The organism is Roseateles sp. DB2 (assembly GCF_051857535.1).
Taxonomy (GTDB): domain Bacteria; phylum Pseudomonadota; class Gammaproteobacteria; order Burkholderiales; family Burkholderiaceae_C; genus Roseateles_B.
Genome location: NZ_JBPZGY010000006.1, coordinates 120,476 through 139,537 on the forward strand (window position 1 = coordinate 120,476; position 19,062 = coordinate 139,537).

The 19,062-nt window shown below is 68.7% G+C and carries 17 protein-coding genes; 11 read left to right on the forward strand and 6 right to left on the reverse strand.

Going from position 1 to position 19,062, the window contains the following annotated elements:
• The first annotated feature begins 15 nt into the window (after nt 1-15).
• Both ACS5PK_RS11905 and ACS5PK_RS11910 read left to right on the forward strand, forming a co-directional pair.
• On the forward strand, nt 16-927 hold the full coding sequence (locus tag ACS5PK_RS11905; RefSeq protein WP_439440458.1) for a hydroxymethylglutaryl-CoA lyase: 912 nt from the start codon (nt 16-18) through the stop codon (nt 925-927).
• Nucleotides 928-1,190: 263 nt separating this feature from the next.
• On the forward strand, nt 1,191-1,958 hold the full coding sequence (locus ACS5PK_RS11910) for a substrate-binding periplasmic protein (RefSeq protein ID WP_439440459.1): 768 nt from the start codon (nt 1,191-1,193) through the stop codon (nt 1,956-1,958).
• 37 nt (nt 1,959-1,995) lie between these two features.
• Here the strand turns inward: ACS5PK_RS11910 and ACS5PK_RS11915 are convergent, their stop codons facing one another.
• Both ACS5PK_RS11915 and ACS5PK_RS11920 read right to left on the reverse strand, forming a co-directional pair.
• Entirely contained in the window at nt 1,996-2,520 is a 525-nt protein-coding gene (locus ACS5PK_RS11915; protein WP_439440460.1) for a hypothetical protein, read from the reverse strand.
• Nucleotides 2,521-2,785: 265 nt separating this feature from the next.
• Nucleotides 2,786-3,235: a VOC family protein gene (locus tag ACS5PK_RS11920; protein WP_439440461.1), complete on the reverse strand. Its 450-nt coding sequence runs from the start codon at nt 3,233-3,235 to the stop codon at nt 2,786-2,788.
• A 153-nt stretch (nt 3,236-3,388) separates the two neighbouring features.
• On the opposite strand from ACS5PK_RS11920, the gene ACS5PK_RS11925 reads away from it, so the two are divergent.
• From ACS5PK_RS11925 to ACS5PK_RS11940, 4 genes are all read left to right on the forward strand, one after another.
• On the forward strand, nt 3,389-4,900 hold the full coding sequence (locus ACS5PK_RS11925; protein WP_439440462.1) for a hypothetical protein: 1,512 nt from the start codon (nt 3,389-3,391) through the stop codon (nt 4,898-4,900).
• Nucleotides 4,901-4,909: 9 nt separating this feature from the next.
• On the forward strand, nt 4,910-5,155 hold the full coding sequence (locus ACS5PK_RS11930) for a hypothetical protein (RefSeq protein ID WP_439440463.1): 246 nt from the start codon (nt 4,910-4,912) through the stop codon (nt 5,153-5,155).
• 182 nt (nt 5,156-5,337) lie between these two features.
• On the forward strand, nt 5,338-6,453 hold the full coding sequence (gene ald, locus ACS5PK_RS11935; protein WP_439440464.1) for an alanine dehydrogenase: 1,116 nt from the start codon (nt 5,338-5,340) through the stop codon (nt 6,451-6,453).
• Between the two features lie 373 nt (nt 6,454-6,826).
• Nucleotides 6,827-8,101, forward strand: a complete 1,275-nt coding sequence (locus tag ACS5PK_RS11940; protein WP_439440465.1) for a GNAT family N-acetyltransferase — start codon at nt 6,827-6,829, stop codon at nt 8,099-8,101.
• A gap of 82 nt (nt 8,102-8,183) precedes the next feature.
• Here ACS5PK_RS11940 and ACS5PK_RS11945 read toward each other — a convergent pair whose 3' ends face one another.
• Nucleotides 8,184-9,482, reverse strand: coding sequence for a cytochrome-c peroxidase (locus tag ACS5PK_RS11945; protein ID WP_439440466.1), 1,299 nt, complete (start codon nt 9,480-9,482; stop codon nt 8,184-8,186).
• 50 nt (nt 9,483-9,532) lie between these two features.
• Entirely contained in the window at nt 9,533-10,024 is a 492-nt protein-coding gene (locus tag ACS5PK_RS11950) for a hypothetical protein (RefSeq protein ID WP_439440467.1), read from the reverse strand.
• Nucleotides 10,025-10,142: 118 nt separating this feature from the next.
• Here ACS5PK_RS11950 and ACS5PK_RS11955 point away from each other — a divergent pair, with 118 nt between their 5' ends.
• From ACS5PK_RS11955 to ACS5PK_RS11965, 3 genes are all read left to right on the forward strand, one after another.
• On the forward strand, nt 10,143-11,660 hold the full coding sequence (locus ACS5PK_RS11955; protein WP_439440468.1) for an ATP-binding protein: 1,518 nt from the start codon (nt 10,143-10,145) through the stop codon (nt 11,658-11,660).
• Nucleotides 11,657-12,379, forward strand: a complete 723-nt coding sequence (locus tag ACS5PK_RS11960; protein WP_439440469.1) for a response regulator — start codon at nt 11,657-11,659, stop codon at nt 12,377-12,379. Before ACS5PK_RS11955 ends, ACS5PK_RS11960 begins: the two co-directional genes overlap by 4 nt.
• Before the next feature lie 122 nt (nt 12,380-12,501).
• Entirely contained in the window at nt 12,502-12,792 is a 291-nt protein-coding gene (locus tag ACS5PK_RS11965) for a DUF883 family protein (protein ID WP_439440470.1), read from the forward strand.
• Between the two features lie 63 nt (nt 12,793-12,855).
• On the opposite strand, the gene ACS5PK_RS11970 is transcribed toward ACS5PK_RS11965, so the two are convergent.
• Nucleotides 12,856-15,105: a putative bifunctional diguanylate cyclase/phosphodiesterase gene (locus ACS5PK_RS11970; RefSeq protein WP_439440471.1), complete on the reverse strand. Its 2,250-nt coding sequence runs from the start codon at nt 15,103-15,105 to the stop codon at nt 12,856-12,858.
• A gap of 406 nt (nt 15,106-15,511) precedes the next feature.
• On the opposite strand from ACS5PK_RS11970, the gene ACS5PK_RS11975 reads away from it, so the two are divergent.
• Both ACS5PK_RS11975 and ACS5PK_RS11980 read left to right on the forward strand, forming a co-directional pair.
• The gene (locus ACS5PK_RS11975; RefSeq protein ID WP_439440472.1) at nt 15,512-15,916 is read left to right on the forward strand and encodes a phage holin family protein; all 405 of its coding nucleotides are present in this window, start codon (nt 15,512-15,514) and stop codon (nt 15,914-15,916) included.
• Entirely contained in the window at nt 15,909-16,322 is a 414-nt protein-coding gene (locus ACS5PK_RS11980; RefSeq protein ID WP_439440473.1) for a hypothetical protein, read from the forward strand. The genes ACS5PK_RS11975 and ACS5PK_RS11980 overlap by 8 nt, the downstream gene beginning before the upstream one ends.
• Nucleotides 16,323-16,485: 163 nt before the next feature.
• Here the strand turns inward: ACS5PK_RS11980 and ACS5PK_RS11985 are convergent, their stop codons facing one another.
• Complete coding sequence (locus tag ACS5PK_RS11985; RefSeq protein ID WP_439440474.1) at nt 16,486-18,957, reverse strand: YgiQ family radical SAM protein; 2,472 nt, start codon at nt 18,955-18,957, stop codon at nt 16,486-16,488.
• Nucleotides 18,958-19,062 lie beyond the last annotated feature (105 nt).

The following is a 19,062-nucleotide window of genomic DNA, read 5'->3' on the forward strand; positions in this document are numbered from 1 at the left end:
CACAGGAGTCCCGTCATGAGCACCTTGCCGCACCGTGTCATCCTGGTCGATGTGGGCCCCCGCGACGGCCTGCAGAACGAGAAGCAGCCCGTCGCCACCGAGCACAAGGCCCGTCTGGTCGCCCTGCTGCAGGACGCCGGCCTGAAGAATATCGAGGTCACCAGCTTCGTCAGCCCCAAGTGGGTGCCGCAGATGGGCGACAACACCGCGGTGATGGCCGCCATCGAGCGCCGCCCCGGCGTGCGCTACAGCGTGCTGACGCCGAACATGAAGGGCCTGGAGTCGGCCCTGCCGACGCAGCCGGATGAGATCGTCGTGTTCGGCGCGGCCTCGGAAGCCTTCAGCCAGAAGAACATCAACTGCAGCGTGGCCGAGAGCATCGAGCGCTTCGCACCGGTGGTCGATGCAGCGCATGCCGCCGGCCTCAAGGTGCGCGGCGCCCTGTCCTGCGCGGTGGGCTGCCCCTACGAGGGCGACATCGCGCCGGACCAGGTGGAGCGCGTGGTGAAGCTGATGAAGGACATCGGCGTCGATCACCTGGGCGTGGCGGACACCATTGGCGTCGGTACCCCCCGTCGCATCCAGGCCGCCATGGAGCGGGCGCTGAAACACTACCCGCTGCACGAGGTCAGCGGCCATTTCCACGACACCTACGGCCAGGCCCTGTCCAATATCTACGCCTGCCTGGAGATGGGCATCCACACCTTCGACGCCAGTGTGGCCGGTCTTGGCGGTTGCCCCTATGCCAAGGGCGCCACAGGCAATGTGGCGACCGAGGACGTGGTCTTCCTGCTCAATGGGCTGGGCATCGAGACGGGCATCGACCTCGACAAGCTCGTCGACGCTGGCGCCTTCATCTCCGAACAGCTGGGCCGCCCGCCGGTGTCCCGCGTGGCGCGGGCCTTGCTGGCCAAGCGTCAGGGCTGAGCGCTGGACCGGTGCGTCGGAACCTGGCGTCAGAACTGGACCACCGGAACTGGGCCATCTGAACTGGGTCATCTGAACTGGGTCATCTGAACTGAGCTGCAAGAACTGAGCCGTCAAGTCCGTCCCCAGCCTGCGGTGTTCTCGCAAGCGGCATGCGCAGCTCGCAGCTCGCAGGACCCAGGAGCCAGGTTGCTGTTGACGTCCGCGGGTCGCTGACGCCCAATGCGGACTTGGCCCTGGCCCAGGATGGCGCGGAGGTGGTGATGGCAATCATGGCTTGGCGGCAGTTCCTGTCCGCGGTCGCTCTGGTCCTGTGTGCGGCACAGGCCGCGCGGGCAGGTGATCTCCTTGGCGTCACTGAGGACGTCCCGCCGTTTTCCTATCTTGAGGGCGGCCGATTTGTCGGCCTTGCCAACGAGGTGCTTGATCGCATCGCCGATCAGAGCGGCCTGCGCCTGCAGCGAAGCATCCAGCCCTTTGCCCGCGGCCTGAAGACGGTGGGCGAGGTGCCCAATAGTTTTCTCTATGTCGTCGTGCGCACCCCGGCTCGCGAGCCGCACTACCGCTGGGTGGGGCCGCTGGACGACTGTGACGTGGCGGTGATGACGCTTCGCAGCAGCGGTCTGGACTTCAGCCCCACCACGCCGGACGCCCGTGCCCTGCGCATCGGCGTGATCAAGGGGTCGCCCGCGGGCAGGATGGTGCGCGAGGCCGGCATGCCGGAGCGTAGCGTCTACCTGACACCTGGCAGCGAGACCTCGACGCGCATGCTCTATGCCGGCCATCTGGACATGATCGCGGGCCTGTCCCTGCCCTACCAGCATCAGGCGACGCGTCTGGGGCTGGACGCCAGTCAACTGGTGGTCGCCCATGTGCTGCAGAAGGGCTATGGCTGCTACTTCGCCTTCAATCCCCAGGTGAATGAGGCGGTCTTCAAGCGCTTTGCAGAGGCCTTCGAGACGCTGCGGGCCTCCGGGGAGCTCAAGGCCCTGAGGGACCGAGCCACCCAGCCGCGAGCCCCCGGGCGCTGAGCCAGGGCCCTCGATGGCGGGCGGCAGATCGCTCCGCTCAGGCCAGTGCGAGCCCCATTTCCTCCAGCACGCGTTCCCTGAAGCGCTCTGCGCGTTCCTCGCTGGAGCGCTCGCGGATCTGCTGGGCTGCGGCCTCCATCCAGAGCTGCAAGCCGTCTTCGCTGTCGATGTGGCGGGCCAGGGCACGCAGCTCGCCGTCCTGGCCGACCAGCATGCGGGCCACCAGGTCCAGGGCATAGAGCTTGGCCCGGGCCAGGCGCCGGGCTTGCTGCAGGGCGGCATGCTGGCTGGCCTGGGCGGCCCGCTGGGCGCGCTCGCGCTCGGCGAGCTGATGGGCCTCCTGATGGGCCTTGAGGTCGGCCTCCACCGGTGCGATCAGGCCCCGGCCGTAGAGGTCTTCCACCACACTGGTGTCCAGGCCCATATGGCGAGCCAGGTCGCGCAGCTGGTGGAGGTCTCGCCGCCCGTCCACCGTGATCAGCAGCATGCGATGGCCGGCGGGCAGATCGCGGCGAGGGCTGCTCAGGAGTTGACGGGCCAGGTCGGTCTTTTGCAGTCTCATGGGCTTTACGGAGGAGGTCAGCGGGCGATCGCCTGTGCGGCGAATCGGTGGACTGCTCATGATGCCCAGGGACTTTGATGCCCTCGTTACAGCGCCTGCGCCGATCGGAGATGCCCAGCCGCCCGGCCGCTGGGCCTTCGGACGGTGGCCCTGGTCAAGTCCCTGTGGCGAGAAGCAGGGGAGGACTTTGGAGAGAGGCGCGGGAGTGAAAGGCAGCGATGGCCCCGCAAGCTGGGCGCTGCTGTGGTGCGGCAGCGCCAGGCATTCAGGCCGGATTGCGGACGCGCTCGCAGAACCACCACAAGTGCCCGTCGAGGTCCAGGGCACCATAGCAGCGGTCGGCCCAGTACTCGGGGCCATAGTCTTGCAGCACGGGCTCCAGCACGATGCGGGCCCCGGCGGCTCGAGCATGCGCGCAATGGGCCAGGACGTCATCCACGTACAGCATCAGCGCTTGCGTGTTGGCGCCCTTGCAATCCAGCGGGCTGCACAGGGGGAGGCCGAATCGTCGGGCGCGGTCGCCACGGCCTTCGCTCACCATGATGAGGCCGTCACCAAAGCGCAGCTGGCTATGCAGCACGCTGCCCTCAGGGCTCTCGACCTTCAGCTCCACACTGAAGCCGAAAGCCTGTACCAGCCAGGCAATGGCCGCGTGGGCGTCCTGGTAGAACAGGCTGCTGGCGATTCGGGGCCAGCCGGGCGGTGATGGCTTCATGGGGTCTCCTTGCGTGTGTCTGCAGGTGGTTCGCAGCTTAGGGGCCAGGGGCGCGCATGTCTTCCCATCTCCGGATGAACTAGGGAGGGGCCCTTGTCCTGACAAGGGCGGGGCCGCAACAATGCGCGCTTCGACGCACCAGGAGTTCATTGCATGGACAAGCTGATTCTTCGTCATGGCGCCGCGCTGAAGAGCAAATACGGCAAGGCCGGCCTGGGGCGCATCGACGCAGCCCTCAAGGCCCTGGTGACGGCCGACCGTCGCCGCGGCATCGACACCCTGGTGTTGAGCGTGGATGAGGCCGCCGCCATGCAGCGCCACGGGCTGAGTGCCGTGGCCCGGAGCGACCCCAAGGGGCTCAAGGCTGCCATCGACGGCCTGGCCGGCGCGCTGGCGCCGCACTATGTCCTGCTACTGGGAGCGCATGATGTGCTGCCCCTGGTGCCCCTGAGCAATCCGGCTTACACCGGAGACGAGGGTGACAATGACAAGACGGTGCCCAGCGACCTGCCCTATGCCTGCGAAGCGCCCTACAGCACCGACCCCGCACGCTTCCAGGGCCCGAGCCGGGTGGTGGGGCGGCTGCCTGACATCCCCGGCGCCAGCAAGCCGGACCTGCTGCTGCAGCTGATCCGTGCCGCGGCCCGCGCCAAGCCCCTGCCCAGGGAGCAGTTCCAGCAGTACTTTGGCCTGAGCGCGGCCGAGTGGCAGGCCTCCACGCGGCTGAGTCTTGCCAATCTCTTCGGACAAGCCGATCAGCTCAAGCTGGCGCCTCCCCAGGGTCCGCGCTGGAGCAAGGCCGAGCTGGCGCCGCGGGTGCATTTCATCAACTGCCATGGCAGCGACACCAGCCCCGAGTACCTGGGCCAGAAGGGCGACGACTACCCCGTGGCCCACCGGGCCAGCCTGCTGCGCGACCGCGTCAGCGCAGGCACGGTGATCGCTGCGGAGTGCTGCTATGGTGCGCAACTCTATGACCCCGACGATGCGGGAGGCCAGCTGGGCATCGCGCTGAGCTATCTGGCCGACGGCGCCTGGGGCTTTTTCGGCAGCACCACCATCGCCTACGGGCCCAGCGAGGGCAATGGCTCGGCGGACCTGATCTGCCAGTACTTCCTGCAGCGCGTGCTGGCGGGGGCCTCTCTTGGGCGCGCGGCCCTGGAGGCGCGGCAGAAGTTCGCAGGCGAGCGTACCCATCTGGACCCGGTGGACCTCAAGACCCTGGCCCAGTTCTACCTCTTGGGCGATCCCTCGCTGCAAGCGGTGGGTTTCGTCGGCCATGCCCTGGCCAAGACGCGTGCCTTCAAGACGGCCTTCGCCAAGGTGCAGGACCGCGGCGTGCGCGGCCTGCGCCGCGAGCGCCTGGAACGCGAGGGCCTGAACCTGGGGCGCTCACTGCCTCTGCTGCGCGACAGCCAGCAGACCCCGGCTGCGCCGGTCGAGAAGGTCCTGCGTGCGATGGCCAGGGAAAGCGGGCTGGACTTCCGCCTTGCCGGGCGGCGCAGCTACGTGCTGCAGGCGGCCCGGCAGGGCCCGAAGATGCCAGCCCGCAGCATCCATGTGCTCAAGGGCCGGCGTGCCAATGGCCAGCTCGTCACGCTGGTGGCGACGGAGCAGGATGGCGAGCTGCTGCATGTGCGGCGCCTCCATGCCCGCAGTCTCTGAGGGCCGACGATGAGCCAGCCCCTGCAGACATGGACCGGCGTGATGGAACGGCGCCTGCTCGCCGCCGGCAGCAAGAGCGAGCGCCAGGGCCTGGTCCTTTGCCTGGACGGGGGGCAGGTCTTGCCTGTCCGCCGCCTGGGCGGCAATGCCTTTCGTGACGAGCTGCTGGAGGCGCTGCTGGGGCAGCGGCTGGAAGTGCGGGCGCGCCAACTGGAGAGCGGGTTGCTGCAGATCGAGTCCTGGACCGTCGCCTGAATTCTGCAGCCAGGCTCCGCCGGGCCGGCAGGGAATGCGGCCGAGGGGCATGCTGCGTCGCGTCATAAGCGCGGCTAATAAGGGGCGAGATCGGTGAATGGCGCTTGCGGTGCCGCAGGGCGCAGTCGTACAACCCAGGGCTTCTGAGTCCCGGCTCACGAGGCCCATCAAGGAGACAAACCATGAAGATCGGATGCCCCAAGGAAATCAAGAACCACGAATACCGCGTCGGCCTGACGCCGGCCAGCGTGCGCGAGCTCACCAGCCGCGGCCACAGCGTGCTGGTGCAGACCCAGGCCGGCGCCGCCATCGGCCTGAGCGATGAGCAGTACGTCGCCGCCGGCGCGCAGATCGCCCAGGACGCTGCGACCGTCTTCGCCCAGTGCGACATGATCGTCAAGGTCAAGGAACCGCAGCCGCAAGAGTGCGCCATGCTGCGCGAAGGCCAGATCCTCTACACCTACCTGCATCTGGCGCCGGATCCCGAGCAGACGGCCGCCCTGGTCAAGAGCGGCGCCATCTGCATCGCCTACGAGACCATCACCGGCCCTGGCGGCGGCCTGCCGCTGCTGGCCCCGATGAGCGAGGTTGCCGGCCGCATGTCCATCCAGGCCGGCGCGGCCCACCTGGAGAAGAGCAAGGGCGGCATGGGCGTGCTGCTGGGCGGCGTGCCTGGCGTGGCGCCGGCGCAGGTCACCATCATCGGTGCTGGCGTGGTCGGCACGCACGCGCTGCAGATGGCCGTGGGCCTCGGCGCCCGCGTCACCGTGCTCGACAAGAGCGTGGACCGCCTGCGCCAGCTGGACCTGGTCTTCGGCAACCGCATCACCACGCTCTACTCCAACGCCCAGAGCGTGGAAGAGTCCGTGCTGGCGGCTGATCTCGTGATCGGTGGCGTGCTGATCCCGGGCGCTGCCGCGCCCAAGCTGGTGACCCGCGACATGGTCTCCCGCATGAAGAAGGGCGCCGTGGTGGTGGACGTTGCCATTGACCAGGGCGGTTGCTTCGAGACCTCGCATGCCACCACCCATGCCGAGCCCACCTATCTCGTGGATGGCGTGGTGCACTACTGCGTGGCCAACATGCCCGGCGCCGTGGCCCGCACCTCCACCTTCGCGCTGAACAACGCCACCATCGGCCATGCCGTGGCCCTTGCTGACAAGGGCTGGCGCCAGGCCCTCAAGGACAACCCCCATCTCAAGGCTGGCCTGAACGTGGCCCAGGGCAAGGTCACCTACGAGGCCGTGGCCCGCGACCTGGGCTACGACTATGTGGCGGCAGAGGCACTGCTCGCCTGAGCAGCTTGCTGCCCTTGCCGAAGCCGGGTTCGCCCGGCTTTTTTCATTTCCCGTGGCTGAACGCTGTTGGGCAGATGCAGACTTGCTGGCGTGCCGAGGGCGCTGGCGGGTCTCTGGGGCGCTGTCCCAGAGCAATCCAGCATCAAGTGTGCAGGCCTGCACAAAGAAGGGTCCCCTCGAATGGAGGGACAAACCGCTGGCGTGCGGTGTAGGGGCGCCCGGCGCGAATATCATCGCCGCCACTGTCGCAACGTTTCTCTTTGTTTCCGAGAAGCGTCCGCGGCGCCGGTCCCCGGCGAATCCCGGTGCGGTGAAATGACAAAAGTGGAGGCGCAGTCCGCGCTGTGGGCAGGGCTGTCGGTCAGAAGATGGAATGGGTGGAGCTAAGGTGCTGAAGCAGGTCGACATGTCATGTGCGGAAGCGGGCGCCTGGGCGTGCCGCACCGACGTGCCTGATGTGCCCCAGCCGGGTCAGCTCGGGCCCGCCGCCGGTAGGCCTGTTCTCCTGCGGCCCTATCGGGTCCAGTGGGAAACCGAACGCGAGAATGACCCCGTCTTCCTGGGCGAATGGCAGGCCTTGCTGGCCGGCAGCACCGGCCCTGAGCCGATCTACCAGTCTCCGGACTTCCTGCAGTACATCCGCGCCACCAGCCAGGATCGGGCGGAGGTGGACATCCTGACTGTTCGGGATGCCGGCGATGGCCGCTTGCTGGCGCTCACGCCCATTCGCTACCGTGACCTGGCCATGGGCCTTCAAGTCAGGCATTGGCGCCTGAAGCTGGGGTCCTTGCATGTGGGCACGGTGATGGGCAGTGCGGTGCTGGGCGACGAGTCTGCGGCCGTGCTGGAGAGCATGGTGCGATTCCTGCTGGCCGAGCGGCCCCGGGTGGTGGCGCTGTCGCTGCCGGCGCTGCCGCAGCAGAGCCACATCCAGCAAAGCCTGCAGGCCCTGACGAGCAGCCAGCGCGACCTCGGCGCCTGCGTGCTCAATGGCTGGCGCGAATGCCACAAGATCCCGCTGCCCGGTGACTTCAATGCCTACCTGGCGCAGTTTGGCAGCAAGCACCGCTACAACCTCAAGCGCCAGATCCGGCTGTTGCGTGAGCATGCGCCCCTGGAGCTGCTGCGCGTCGACCAGCCGGCGTCGGTGGACACGCTGGCCGCGGCCATCGACCGTCTGGCCCCGCCCGAGGTCAAGGCCGTGCTGATTTCGCACGAAAAATTCGTGGTCATGGCCCGCCTGGGCTTGCTGCGCAGCTACGTGCTGCAGTCTGGCGGCGTCCCCGTGGCTGCCCTGGTGGCCACGCAGTATGGCCAGACCCTGCACCTGCACAATGTGCTGACCGACCCGGCCATGCTGCGCTTCTCGGTGGGCACCTCCATCCTCTACCTGGCCATCGAGGACCTCAGCAGCGAAGCTCGCTTCAGTGCCATCGACCTGGGCTACAGCTCGCCCTCGCACAGTCACCAGTCCTCCAACCGCGTCGAGGCCCGAGGCCACCTGCTGCTGTACAAGGCCAGCCTGCGGACCTGGGCCTTGTGCTCGGCGGAGCGCCTGTTCGGCGAATGGCTGGAGCGAGCCAAGAGCTGGCACCAGGCCGTGAAGGCCTGGCGCGCGCGTCGCGCCGCCGCCGCCAAGACCGCCTGAGCGATCCCGGCCTCTGGGCCCTTGCCTCGGCTGCTGGCGGGGCTGCTTGCATGGGCTCATGACGAGGCCCCCAAGCCCTCACTCAGCGCTGCACCTCGGCGGAGACTTGGTAGCCGTCGCTGAGGGTCTTCAGGAAGCTGACGATGTCATTCACGTCCTGCGGGCTCAGTGCGGGCAACTGTCCGGGCCGGCGATCGAAGGGGGCGCCGCGATGCACATTGGCCCGATAGTCGGCCGGGAGGTCGTCGAAGCGTTGCACCTGCCCGTTGATCACCGGGTACCAGCGCGCCGGGTCCAGATCGCGGGTCGCGTAGAACCCCAGCACCTCCTCCAGCGTCTGGAAGCGGGCGTTGTGGAAGTAGGGCGCCGTCAGCGCCACATTGCGCAGGCTTGGAACGCGGAACTTGCCGCACAGCGCGGTCTGGGCGCTGAGGTCCGTGCGCTGCGGTCCACAAAGGCCCAGGTCGAAGAAGTCAGGGGTCTGGGTCGCGACGCTGCGGTTGCGCGGCACCCCCAGGGCGAAGTAGCCATGGTTGGTGAATAGCGCCCGGGCGCCGACGGGGGCATTGGGCGGCGGGCTGGCGCTGTGACAGGCCGCGCAGTTGCCCTTGCGGGGATCGGTGAAGGCCGCGAAGCCGCGCGCCTCCTGGGCGCTGAAGCGGGCCCGTCCGTCCTGAACGGCATCGAACTTGCTGCTGAAGGGCGCGAAACCCGCATCCTGCTGCTGGTAGCGGGCCAGGGCCTGCAAGCTGGCATCCAGCAGCTGGGCATCGCTGGCGGCGGTGCTCAGGCCGCTGGCCTGCAGCAGGTCGCTGAAGGCGCTGACCGTGCGCAGACGGCGCACATAGCTGGCCACATCGGCATTGGCCATCTCGTTGGTGGCAAAGAGCGGCCCGCGGGCCTGGGCGACCCGGTCATTGGCTCGGCCGTCCCAGAACAGCCCGCCGCGGGCGCGGCCCTGCTCATCAATGCTGAAGCCGGGCGTGCCGTTGAGATAACGCAGGCTGGGGCTGCTGCGCAGACCCTGCTGGTCCATGGCCAGCCCTCCGAGAGGCAGGAAGCTGCCCGCCTGGTCGGCATGGGCCTGTGCGGCCACATGGCAGCCCGCACAGGACAGCTGGCCGCTGGCGGAGAGGCGAGGCTCCTTGAACAGCCGCTCGCCCACGCTGGCCAGGGTGGGTGGCGGGCTGCGCAGGGCCGTGGCCTGCAGGCGGGCATCGGTGCCGCTGGTGATTGCTGCGGCTGAGGCTGCAGGCTCCGCGGCGGCTGCGCTGACGAGATGGTCGTCGGCACTGGTGCTGGTGCCGCCACCGCAGGCGCCAAGCACGGCGGTGCTCAGCGCCAGGGTGCCGAGTCGTAAGGCAAGGGGCAGGGAAGGCATGGGGGACTCCTGTCGATGCGGGAAGCGCTGCGAGGGTGCGCTACAGGCGCTCAACCCGCAGGCCGCGCAGGCGCCGAGGCCTTGGGCGCGGGCAAGGGAGGCTGAGCGGCCGGGGCCTGGTGTGCCGGCCGGTCGCAGGCAGCGCCCGCGGGCAGCGGCGGCATGGGCGGTGCGGCGGGTGGCGGAGGTGGGAGCTGACGCAGGCGCTGGCGTTGCTCCTCGTTCAGCAGGCGGGCCAGCCGGGCCTCGTCGGGACGCTGCTGCTGCTCGCGCGCCTGGCTCAGAAGGGTGTCGAGCTGATGCGCCTGGTCAGCGCTCAGGCCCAGCGCCTTCTGCAGATGCTGCTCGCGCTGCTCCGCCGTCGCTTGGGGGGCGGCCGGCGGATGAGGCGGATGAGGCGGCGCTGCGCAATGTGCCGTCCCCGACACCGGCTGGCTGGACGCTGGCATCTGGGCATGTGCGGGGGCCTGCAGCAGGGGCCAGAGCGTCAGCAGGGTTGCCAGGATCTTGCTTGGGGACCGGGGGCCGGGGAGGGAATGCATGGCTGCTCCATGAAGATGTGCAAGGCCTCCAGCCTGCGTCCTGATTGGGCAGCGAGCATGGAGAAACTGTGAAGGCCCCCTCCACAATTCCAATGCCCGCCCCGCCTAAGATGCCGCCATGCGATTGCGACTCCTGCACCAGCTGGCCTTGCTGATGGCGCTGACCGTGCTGCTGGCGGTGGGGGCCATGGCCAGCCTGCAGGTCTGGAATCTGCGGCGCGGCTTCAGTGACTACCTCCGGGTGCAGGACAGCCTGGTGCTGGATCGCGTGATGCGCGCTGCCGAGGCCGATCTCGATCGCCTGGACGGCCTGGCACCCCGCGAGCTGCGCGCCTATATGCATCAGTGGCTGGAGAGCACCGCGCCGCAGTTGGACGCCGAGGCCTGGTCAGACGACTTCCCCCGGCGCGCGCCCGAGGCGCAGCCCTCAGCGCCCGCGGAAGCCCCGCCGCAGGCCCAGGCCCGCCGGCCACGGCCGCTTCCGGCCCTGCCTCCCCCGCCTCGTCCGCCACGGCCTCCACGCGACCCCGCCCGGCTGGGACAGCGTCTGGTCCTGCTTGATGCCCAAGGGCAATGGCTGGCTGGGCGCCGGGAGGCCCTGCATCAGCCCGGCCAGCGGCGGGCGCTGAAGCGGCAGGGCATGACGCAGGCCTACCTCTTCCTGGCCGACCGCAACGAGGTCCATGACGAGCTGGATGCCCAGTTCCTACGCCGCCAGACCCTGGGCATCGCCGCGGTCGCCGGTCTCAGCCTGCTGGTGGCCCTGGTGCTGGCCTTCCTGATGGCCAGGCGCTGGCTGCGGCCTCTGCAGCTGGCCCAGGGAGCGGCTCGCCGCATGGCCCTGGGCGAGCTGGCCGTGCGCGTGCCGCAGGACCGCGCCGACGAGATCGGTGCCCTGATGCGCGACCTCAACGCCATGGCGGCCTCCCTGCAGCAGACGGAGGACGAGCGCCGCCGCTGGATTGCCCAGCTCTCGCATGAGCTGCGCACGCCCCTGGCCATCCTGCGCGGCGAGCTGGAGGCCCTGGCCGACGGTGTGCGGCCCTGGAGCGAAACCGCCCTGGCTTCCTTGCAGGACGAGGTCCAGCGCCTGCATCGCCTGATCGAGGACTTCCACGTGCTGGCGGTTTCCCAGCTGCGCCGCCTGCCCTGCCAGTTCGAGGCGGTGGACGTCGCCGCCCTGCTGCGCCAGGCGAGCCAGCGCGTGGACGAGCGCATGCGGGCCAAGGGCCTGCAGCTGCAGCTGGACCTGGATGAGACCCTGGGCATGGCGCACTGGGACGGCGAGCGCATTGCCCAACTGCTGGGCAATCTGCTCGAGAACAGCCTGCGCTACACCGATGCACCGGGCCGCGTGCTGATGAGGGCACGGCGGCGCGGTGAGTGCATACAGATCGTGGTCGAGGACAGCGCACCGGGCCTGCCTCCGCAGCAGCTGCGCCAGCTCTACGATCCCCTGTTCCGCGCCGAGGCGTCCCGCAGCCGAGCCAGCGGAGGCAGCGGCCTGGGCCTGAGCATTGCACGTGCACTGGCACTGAGCCATGGCGGCAGCCTGCATGCCGAAGCGTCCAAGCTGGGCGGGCTGGCGCAATGCCTGAGCCTGCCGTTGGTGGCACGAGCTGGAGACAGCGCATGAACCTGCAGAACTCGCGCCAGGGGGCCCCTTCGCAACGCATCCTCATCGTCGAGGACGAGGCCAAGATTGCTGCGCTGCTGGCGGACTATCTTCAGGCCGCGGGCTATGAGACCCAGGTCCTGGCGGACGGCGCGCAAGCCCTGACCCTGCTGCGCCAGTCTGCACCGGCCTTGCTGGTGCTGGACCTCATGCTGCCGGGCCTGGACGGGCTCAGCCTGTGTCGCGAGCTGCGCCAGTTCTCGGCCCTGCCGGTACTGATGGTCAGCGCGCGGGTGGACGAGCTGGACCGCCTGCTGGGGCTGGAGCTCGGCGCCGACGACTATCTGTGCAAGCCCTTCAGCCCGCGTGAGGCCGTGGCACGTGTCAAGGCCCTGCTGCGGCGAGCCCAGGGCCGCCTGCCTGGCCTGGCCGCGGTGGGCCCGCAGCCACTGGAGGGCGGCTATGCGGTGGACGAGGCAGGCCAGCGCCTTTACTGGCAGGGGCAGCTGCTGCAGCTGACGCCGCTGGAGTTCCGGCTGCTGCGGCTGCTGCTGCGCCAGCCGGGGCGGGTTTTCAGCCGGGCCCAGCTGCTGGAGCAGCTGCATGAGGACTTCCGCGACGTCAGCGACCGCGTCATCGACAGCCATGTGAAGAACATCCGCCGCAAGCTGGCCCAGCTGAGTCCGCCTCAGGAGCCTGTCAGTGCTGTCTACGGCCTGGGCTATCGCCTGGACCTCTGAGCCCTGGCCTTGAGGCAGGGCAAGAGGCCATGCCGAAGCCGAGGCATCGGGCTATCGCGGCGGGCACACCGGGTGTACAAACACAGTCCCACGGGATTCATGAGGAGCCGATGATGAGCGATATGAGTCAAGGTCAGAAGGACCGCCTGATGGCGGATCTGCACGCGGTGGTTGCAGAAGCCGAGTCCCTGCTGCGGGCCACGGCCGACCAGACCGGGGCCGGCACCGCCGAGTTGCGCGCCAAGGTGCAGGCAACGCTGGAGCGTGCGCGTCGCGGCCTGCAGGAGCTGCAGGTCAGTGCGGTCGAGAAGGCCAAGGCGGCGGATGCCTATGTGCACGAGAAGCCCTGGCAGGCCATAGGCGTTGCGGCCGGCGTGGGACTGCTGCTGGGCATGCTGATCGCGCGCCGCTGAACTTCAAGGGCAGTGCCCCGCAAGGTGCTGCCCTTCACGGCCCGGGAGGGCCAGAGGGCATGCTCAGTGCTGCTGGTTGAGCCAGCGTTCGAGGTCGTCAGAGAGCATGGGCTTGGCGAAGAGCCAGCCTTGGCCCTCATGGCAGCCCAGGGCCAGCAGCTGCTGGCGCTGCTCTTCGGTCTCGATCCCTTCGGCGATCACGCGCATGCCCAGGCCGCAGCCCAGGTTCACCACCATCTGAGCGATGGTGTTGCCCGCGCTGGAGTGCTGGGCCTCGCGCACGAAGGCGCGGTCGATCTTGAGGCGTTCTACCTGCAGCTGACGCAGCTGGCTCAGGGAGGAGAAGCCGGTGCCGAAGTCGTCGATGGCCACCGTGGCTCCGGTCTCGCGGATCTCTGCCAGCACGCGCAGCACCGTGGCAATGTCCTCCATGGCCATGGACTCGGTGATCTCCAGTTCCAGGCTGCTGCCCTTGATGCCGGCATCGACCAGCGCGGCCTTCAGCGTGTCAATGAAGCTCGGATGTCGGAACTGGGCCAGGGAGATGTTCACCGCGATCCGGAAGTCGCGATGGCCCTGGTCGATCAGGCGGCGCACCTGGTGGCAGGAGGTGCGCAGCACGAAGTCGCCGATGCTGATGATCAGGCCGGACTGCTCGGCCAGCGGGATGAACTGGTCCGGGGGCACGAACTGACCCTCCGCCGTGCGCCAGCGCAGCAGGGCCTCGGCGGCGATGGGCTTGCCCGTGACCAAGTCCACCTGAGGTTGGTAGACCACGAAGAGGCGGCGTTCCTCGAAGCTCGCACGCAGGCCCTTGAGCAGCTTGAAGCGCTCGCGTGCGTCGACGCCCATGGCCGAGGAGAAGTACTGAGAGGAGCCGCGGTGTTGAACCTTGGCCCGCTTGAGCGCGATCTGCGCATCCAGGAGCAGCTCGGAGCCGATGGATTCCGAATCGGTCAGCCGCACCAGGCCCGTGGTGGCCGAGAGCTGCAGGCGCTCGCCCGCGACCACGAAGGGCTCCAGGAACAAGGCGCCGATGCATTCGCCATTGACCAGGGTCTCGGGCCCCAGAAGGCCGAAGGCATCGGAGGAGATGCGGGCCATGGAGGTGTTGAAGCCGAGCTGGTCGCTCATGCGCTTCACCACTGCCTGCAGGACCTGATCGCCGAAGCGATGGCCGAAGGCATCGTTGATCTCGGCGAAATCGTCGAGGTCGATCAGGGCCAGCGTGACGCCGTCGGGTGCCTTGAGGTTCTGCTCCAGCACCTCGATGAAGCGCGTGCGGTTGGGCAGGTGCAGCAGTTGGTCGTTGTAGGCGTGGTCCAGCAGCTGGCCGTAGAGCACGACGTTCTCGAAGCCCACGGCGATGTTGGAGCAGAAGGCCCGCAGCAGTTGCTGGTCCAGTTCCTCCAGTGGCCGGCCGACGTCAACCATGGCGGCCATGGCGCGGCCGTCGCTGAGCGCGAAGTAGAGGCAGGTGACGTCCTCGTAGAGGCTGCGCTTCTCGTGCAGGCAGCGTTCCAGCATCTCGCGGATGCGGCTGACCTTCACGGCACTCAGAGGCGAGTTGATCAGGCTGCTGTACTGGCCGGCCGCGCCGATCACGCGGGGAGGCTGGCGCTCGTCGCTGCTCATGTGGGCGCAGACCAGGCCTTCGGGGAGGATGCCCAGCAAGGCGCAAAGCTGGGTGACCACGCCCTCGGCAAAACGGTTGATGCCGTGCAGGCGGCTCAGCTCGGTGCTGGCCTCGACGATCAGCTCCAGGCCCTTGCGGTTGGACTCCAGCGCGCGGATCTGGCGGTAGGAGCGGATGGCGGCCGTCAGCACCGTGTAGAGCCGGGTGCGGGTCAGCTCTGACTTGGTCTTGTAGTCATTGATGTCGTAGGACTGGACCGTCTCGATTTCAGGGGCGTAGCCTGGCTGGCCCGTGCGCAGCACGATGCGCACGGCGCGCAGCTTGAGGTCCTCGCGGATGAAACGCACCAGCTGCAGGCCGGCGTCCTCGGACTCCATCACCACGTCCAGCAACACCACGGCCAGGTCGGGCTCGCGGGCCAGCATGTCGCGGGCGGCGGCGGCTGAGTCGGCATGCAGGAAGGTCAGGGGGACGCCTTCGACCCGCAGCCCCTGCATCGCCAGCTCCGTGGCCTTGTGGACGTCGGCGTCGTCGTCAACGATCAGGATGCGCCAGGGAGGGAGGTCGTTGCCGGCACCATGTTCATCGTGATGTTCGGGACCGTCCAGAAACTCGAGCAGGTCATCGTCGTCCTCGGGGACGCTGGATGCTGGTGCCAGGCTGTGGTTCTCAGGCATGTAGCGGATCCTGTACGGCGAAAACGATGTCGCTGCGCTGCCAGCCCTGCATCCCGGAAAGGGCAGGGCAGCCTGGTCGGGCAGCTTGCGGCGACGGCTGGCCTGAGCTTACACGCGATGGCCGCGCTTCCGGCATCCGTGGCGCGTGGAGTTGTGCCGCATTCGGCAAGGAGTCGAGAGACCACATAGCCCGGACTATCTCGCAAAGCACCGGGGCTGCAAAGCGGATCAGCCTCGGGACTCGCCCCAGTGGCGTGGCCTCGTGGCGTCGAGGCTTCAGGGTTTGCCCGGTGCTGCTGACGGGACCTGCTGAGTCCTGCGCGCCACAGTGTGGGCGGGGTGGGCTGAGGGCGGCGCACAATGCCACCGTTGCCATTCCTGCGGGACCTCACCGCCCGCTGCCAGCATGCCCTTGGACGACGTGCCCGAGAACCCTCCCCCCAGCCTTGAGAGTCAGCTGCGAAGCAGCCTGGATCGCATCCTGGAAAGTCTGCAGCTGCGTCTGGCGCTGCTGGGTACGGAATGGGAGGCCGAGAAGCTCCGTCTGTTCTCGGGCCTGGCCGGCCTGCTGCTGTGCCTGGTGCTGGGGGCCGTGGGCCTGGGGCTGTTGAGCCTGGCCCTGGTCTGGCTGCTGCCGACGCCCTGGCAGTGGCTGATGGCGCTGGGTCTGGCCGCCCTCTACGGCCTGGGCGCCTGGGCCGCCTGGCGCTGGGCCTTGGCCAGGCTGTCGGCCCCCAGCGGCCTGTTCGAGCAAAGCCTGGCTGAGCTGCAAAGGGATCGCGCCCTTTTGCGCGGGGGGCCAGATGTTTGAAGCCCGTCTGCTGGCGCTGAAGCAGCGCCAGCTGGAATTGCGCTTGCGCCAGGCGGAGCTGCGCACGGCGCTGGCGGCCGATGTGGCCCGCTTGCGGCCAGCCCTGGCGGTCGGTGATCTGGGCCTGGGTGTCTGGCGCCGCTGGCGTTCATGGACCCAGGCGCCGGCCGGGCGCTGGAGTGCCATGGGCCTGGGCCTGCTGGCTGGCCTGGGGGCACGTTCCGCCCAACGGCGCTGGCGACGCTGGCTGCCCTGGCTGAGGCTGGGGCGCACGGCCTACGGGCTGTGGCAGGCCTGGGGGAGTGGGGGCCGGCCGAAGGAGGCAGGGCCAGCGGCCGAGGCGGGCACGGCACAGCATGCCGCGAACGATGCCTCAGCTGCCGCGCCTCCGCCGCCCGTGCCTTGAGCCTAAGTCATCAGCGGACTGTCTGCTTGAACCGTCTGTTTGAACCGTCTGTTTGAACTTTGACGGGCACTTTGCAGGCACTTTGCGGGAGCCGCTTGGCGGACCTGGGCGCGCTCATCCTTCTCTTGCAGGGGCGAGCTGTCGAGGGCGCTGTCGCGGTGTCTCAGCGCGGCTTCTTGCCCGCGGGGCGCGCGGCATGCATCGTGGGCCGGGCCGCCGGCTTGGTGCCAGGCCTGGCGGCCGCCGATGAGGCCGGCTTGACGCCCGTCGTGCGGCTCACGCCCGGCTTGGTGGTGCCGGTGACCCGTGGGGGCAGTCCCGTGTGCTGCGTCAGGATCTGGCCTCTGCGAGGGCTTGCCGTGGCGCCTCGTGGCGAGGCGGCCTGTGGGCTGGCCGACTTGGCCAGCGGCTTGGCCACCGAGGTCTTGACGCCCGTGGGCGTGGAGTTCTTGCGCCGCGCGCTCTGGTAGCTGCCATCCGTCGCCGGCTGGAAGGTCGGGATCAGGTGGTGCTTGCCGTTGCCGATGAGATCGGCGCGGCCCATCTCCTTGAGCGCCTCGCGCAGAAGGGGCCAGTTGTTGGGGTCGTGGTAGCGCAGGAAGGCCTTGTGCAGGCGGCGGCGGCGCTCGCCGCGCACGATGTCCACGGCCTCGCTGTCCCGGGTGACCTTCTTCAGCGGGTTTCTGCTCGAGTGGTACATGGCCGTGGCGGTGGCCATGGGGCTGGGATAGAAGGTCTGGACCTGGTCGGCGCGGAAGCCGTTGCGCTTGAGCCAGACGGCCAGGTTCATCATGTCCTCGTCCGAGGTGCCCGGGTGGGCGGCGATGAAGTAGGGGATCAGGAACTGCTTCTTGCCCGCGGCCTCGCTGGCGGCCTCGAAGAGCTGCTTGAAGCGGTCGTAGGTGCCTATGCCCGGCTTCATCATCTTGGACAGAGGCCCGGACTCGGTGTGCTCCGGCGCGATCTTCAGATAGCCGCCCACGTGGTGCGTGACCAGCTCCTGGATGTACTCGGGGCTCTGGATGGCGAGGTCGTAGCGCAGGCCGGATCCGATCAGGATCTTCTTGACGCCGGGCAGTGCGCGGGCCCGACGGTACATCCTGATCAGCGGGTCGTGGTTGGTGTTGAGGTTCTGGCAGATGCCGGGATAGACGCAGCTGGGCTTGCGGCAGGCCGCCTCGATCTCGGGCGACTTGCAGCCGATGCGGTACATATTGGCCGTGGGGCCGCCGAGGTCGGAGACGATGCCGGTGAAGCCCTTGACCTTGTCGCGCATCTCCTCGATCTCGCGGATCACGGAGTCTTCCGAGCGGCTCTGGATGATGCGGCCCTCGTGCTCGGTGATGGAGCAGAAGGTGCAGCCGCCGAAGCAGCCGCGCATGATGTTCACGCTGAAGCGGATCATCTCCCAGGCGGGGATCTTGGTGGCGTGATCGTGGCTGCCGTTTTCGTCGGCATAGCGTGGGTGCGGGCTGCGGGCGTAGGGCAGGTCGAAGACCAGGTCCATCTCGGGCGTGGACAGTGGCAGCGGCGGCGGGTTGAGCCAGACGTCGCGGTCCCCGTGGCGCTGCACCAGGGCGCGGGCGTTGCCGGGGTTGGTTTCCAGGTGCAGCACGCGGTTGGCGTGGGCGTAGAGCACCGGGTCGCTCTTGACCTGCTCGTAGGCGGGCAGGCGGATCACGGTGCGGTCGCGCGGGGTGGTGACGGCGCGGCCGTCATCGCGGGAGAGCGTGCGGCGCACGATCTGGATGGGCTGGACGGCAGGGATGGCTGCGTCCGCCTTGCCGCCGGCATCGCCCTCGGCCTTGGCGCAGCTGGCACCCTGGGCCTCGGCCGTTTCCTCGGTGGTGGCGTAGGGGTTGAGGATCTCGTCGATCTTGCCGGGCGTGTCCACGCTGGTGGAGTCCAGCTCGAACCAGCCGGCCAGGGCAGGGTCGTCCGGGCGGCGCATGAAGGCCGTCCCGCGGACGTCGGTGATGGACTCGATGGGCTGGCGGCGCGCCAGCCGATGGGCGATCTCGACGATGGCACGCTCGGCATTGCCATAGACCAGCAGATCGGCCTTGGCGTCGATCAGCACCGAGCGGCGGACCTTGTCCTGCCAGTAGTCGTAGTGGGCGATGCGGCGCAGCGAGGCCTCGATGCCGCCGATCACCACCGGCACGTCCTTGTAGGCCTCGCGGCAGCGCTGGGTGTAGACCAGGCTGGCGCGGTCCGGCCGCTTGCCGGCTTCGCCGCCGGGCGTGTAGGCGTCGTCACTGCGGATCTTCCGGTCCGCGGTGTAGTGGTTGATCATGGAATCCATGTTCCCGGCCGCCACGCCGAAGAACAGATTGGGCTTGCCCAGGGCCTTGAAGGGCTCGGCGGAGTTCCACTCCGGCTGGGCGATGATGCCCACGCGAAAGCCCTGCGCCTCCAGCGTGCGCCCGATCACCGCCATGCCGAAGCTGGGGTGGTCCACATAGGCGTCACCGGTGACGATGATGATGTCGCAGGAATCCCAGCCGAGCTGCTCCATCTCCTGCCGGCTCATGGGCAGGAAGGGGGCCGGGCCGAAGCGCTTGGCCCAGAAGGGCTTGTAGCCGCTCAGGAGCTTGGCGGGTTTCGGCGGGGTGATCGTGGCGTGGGCGGACATCGGTGCGTGCAGGGGGAGCTGTCAGGGGGCAGCCCTCGCGGGCAACCCGGTATTGTCGCGGGTCAAGGCCTGAAGCGGCACATGGCCCCATGTCCCGCGGGAGAT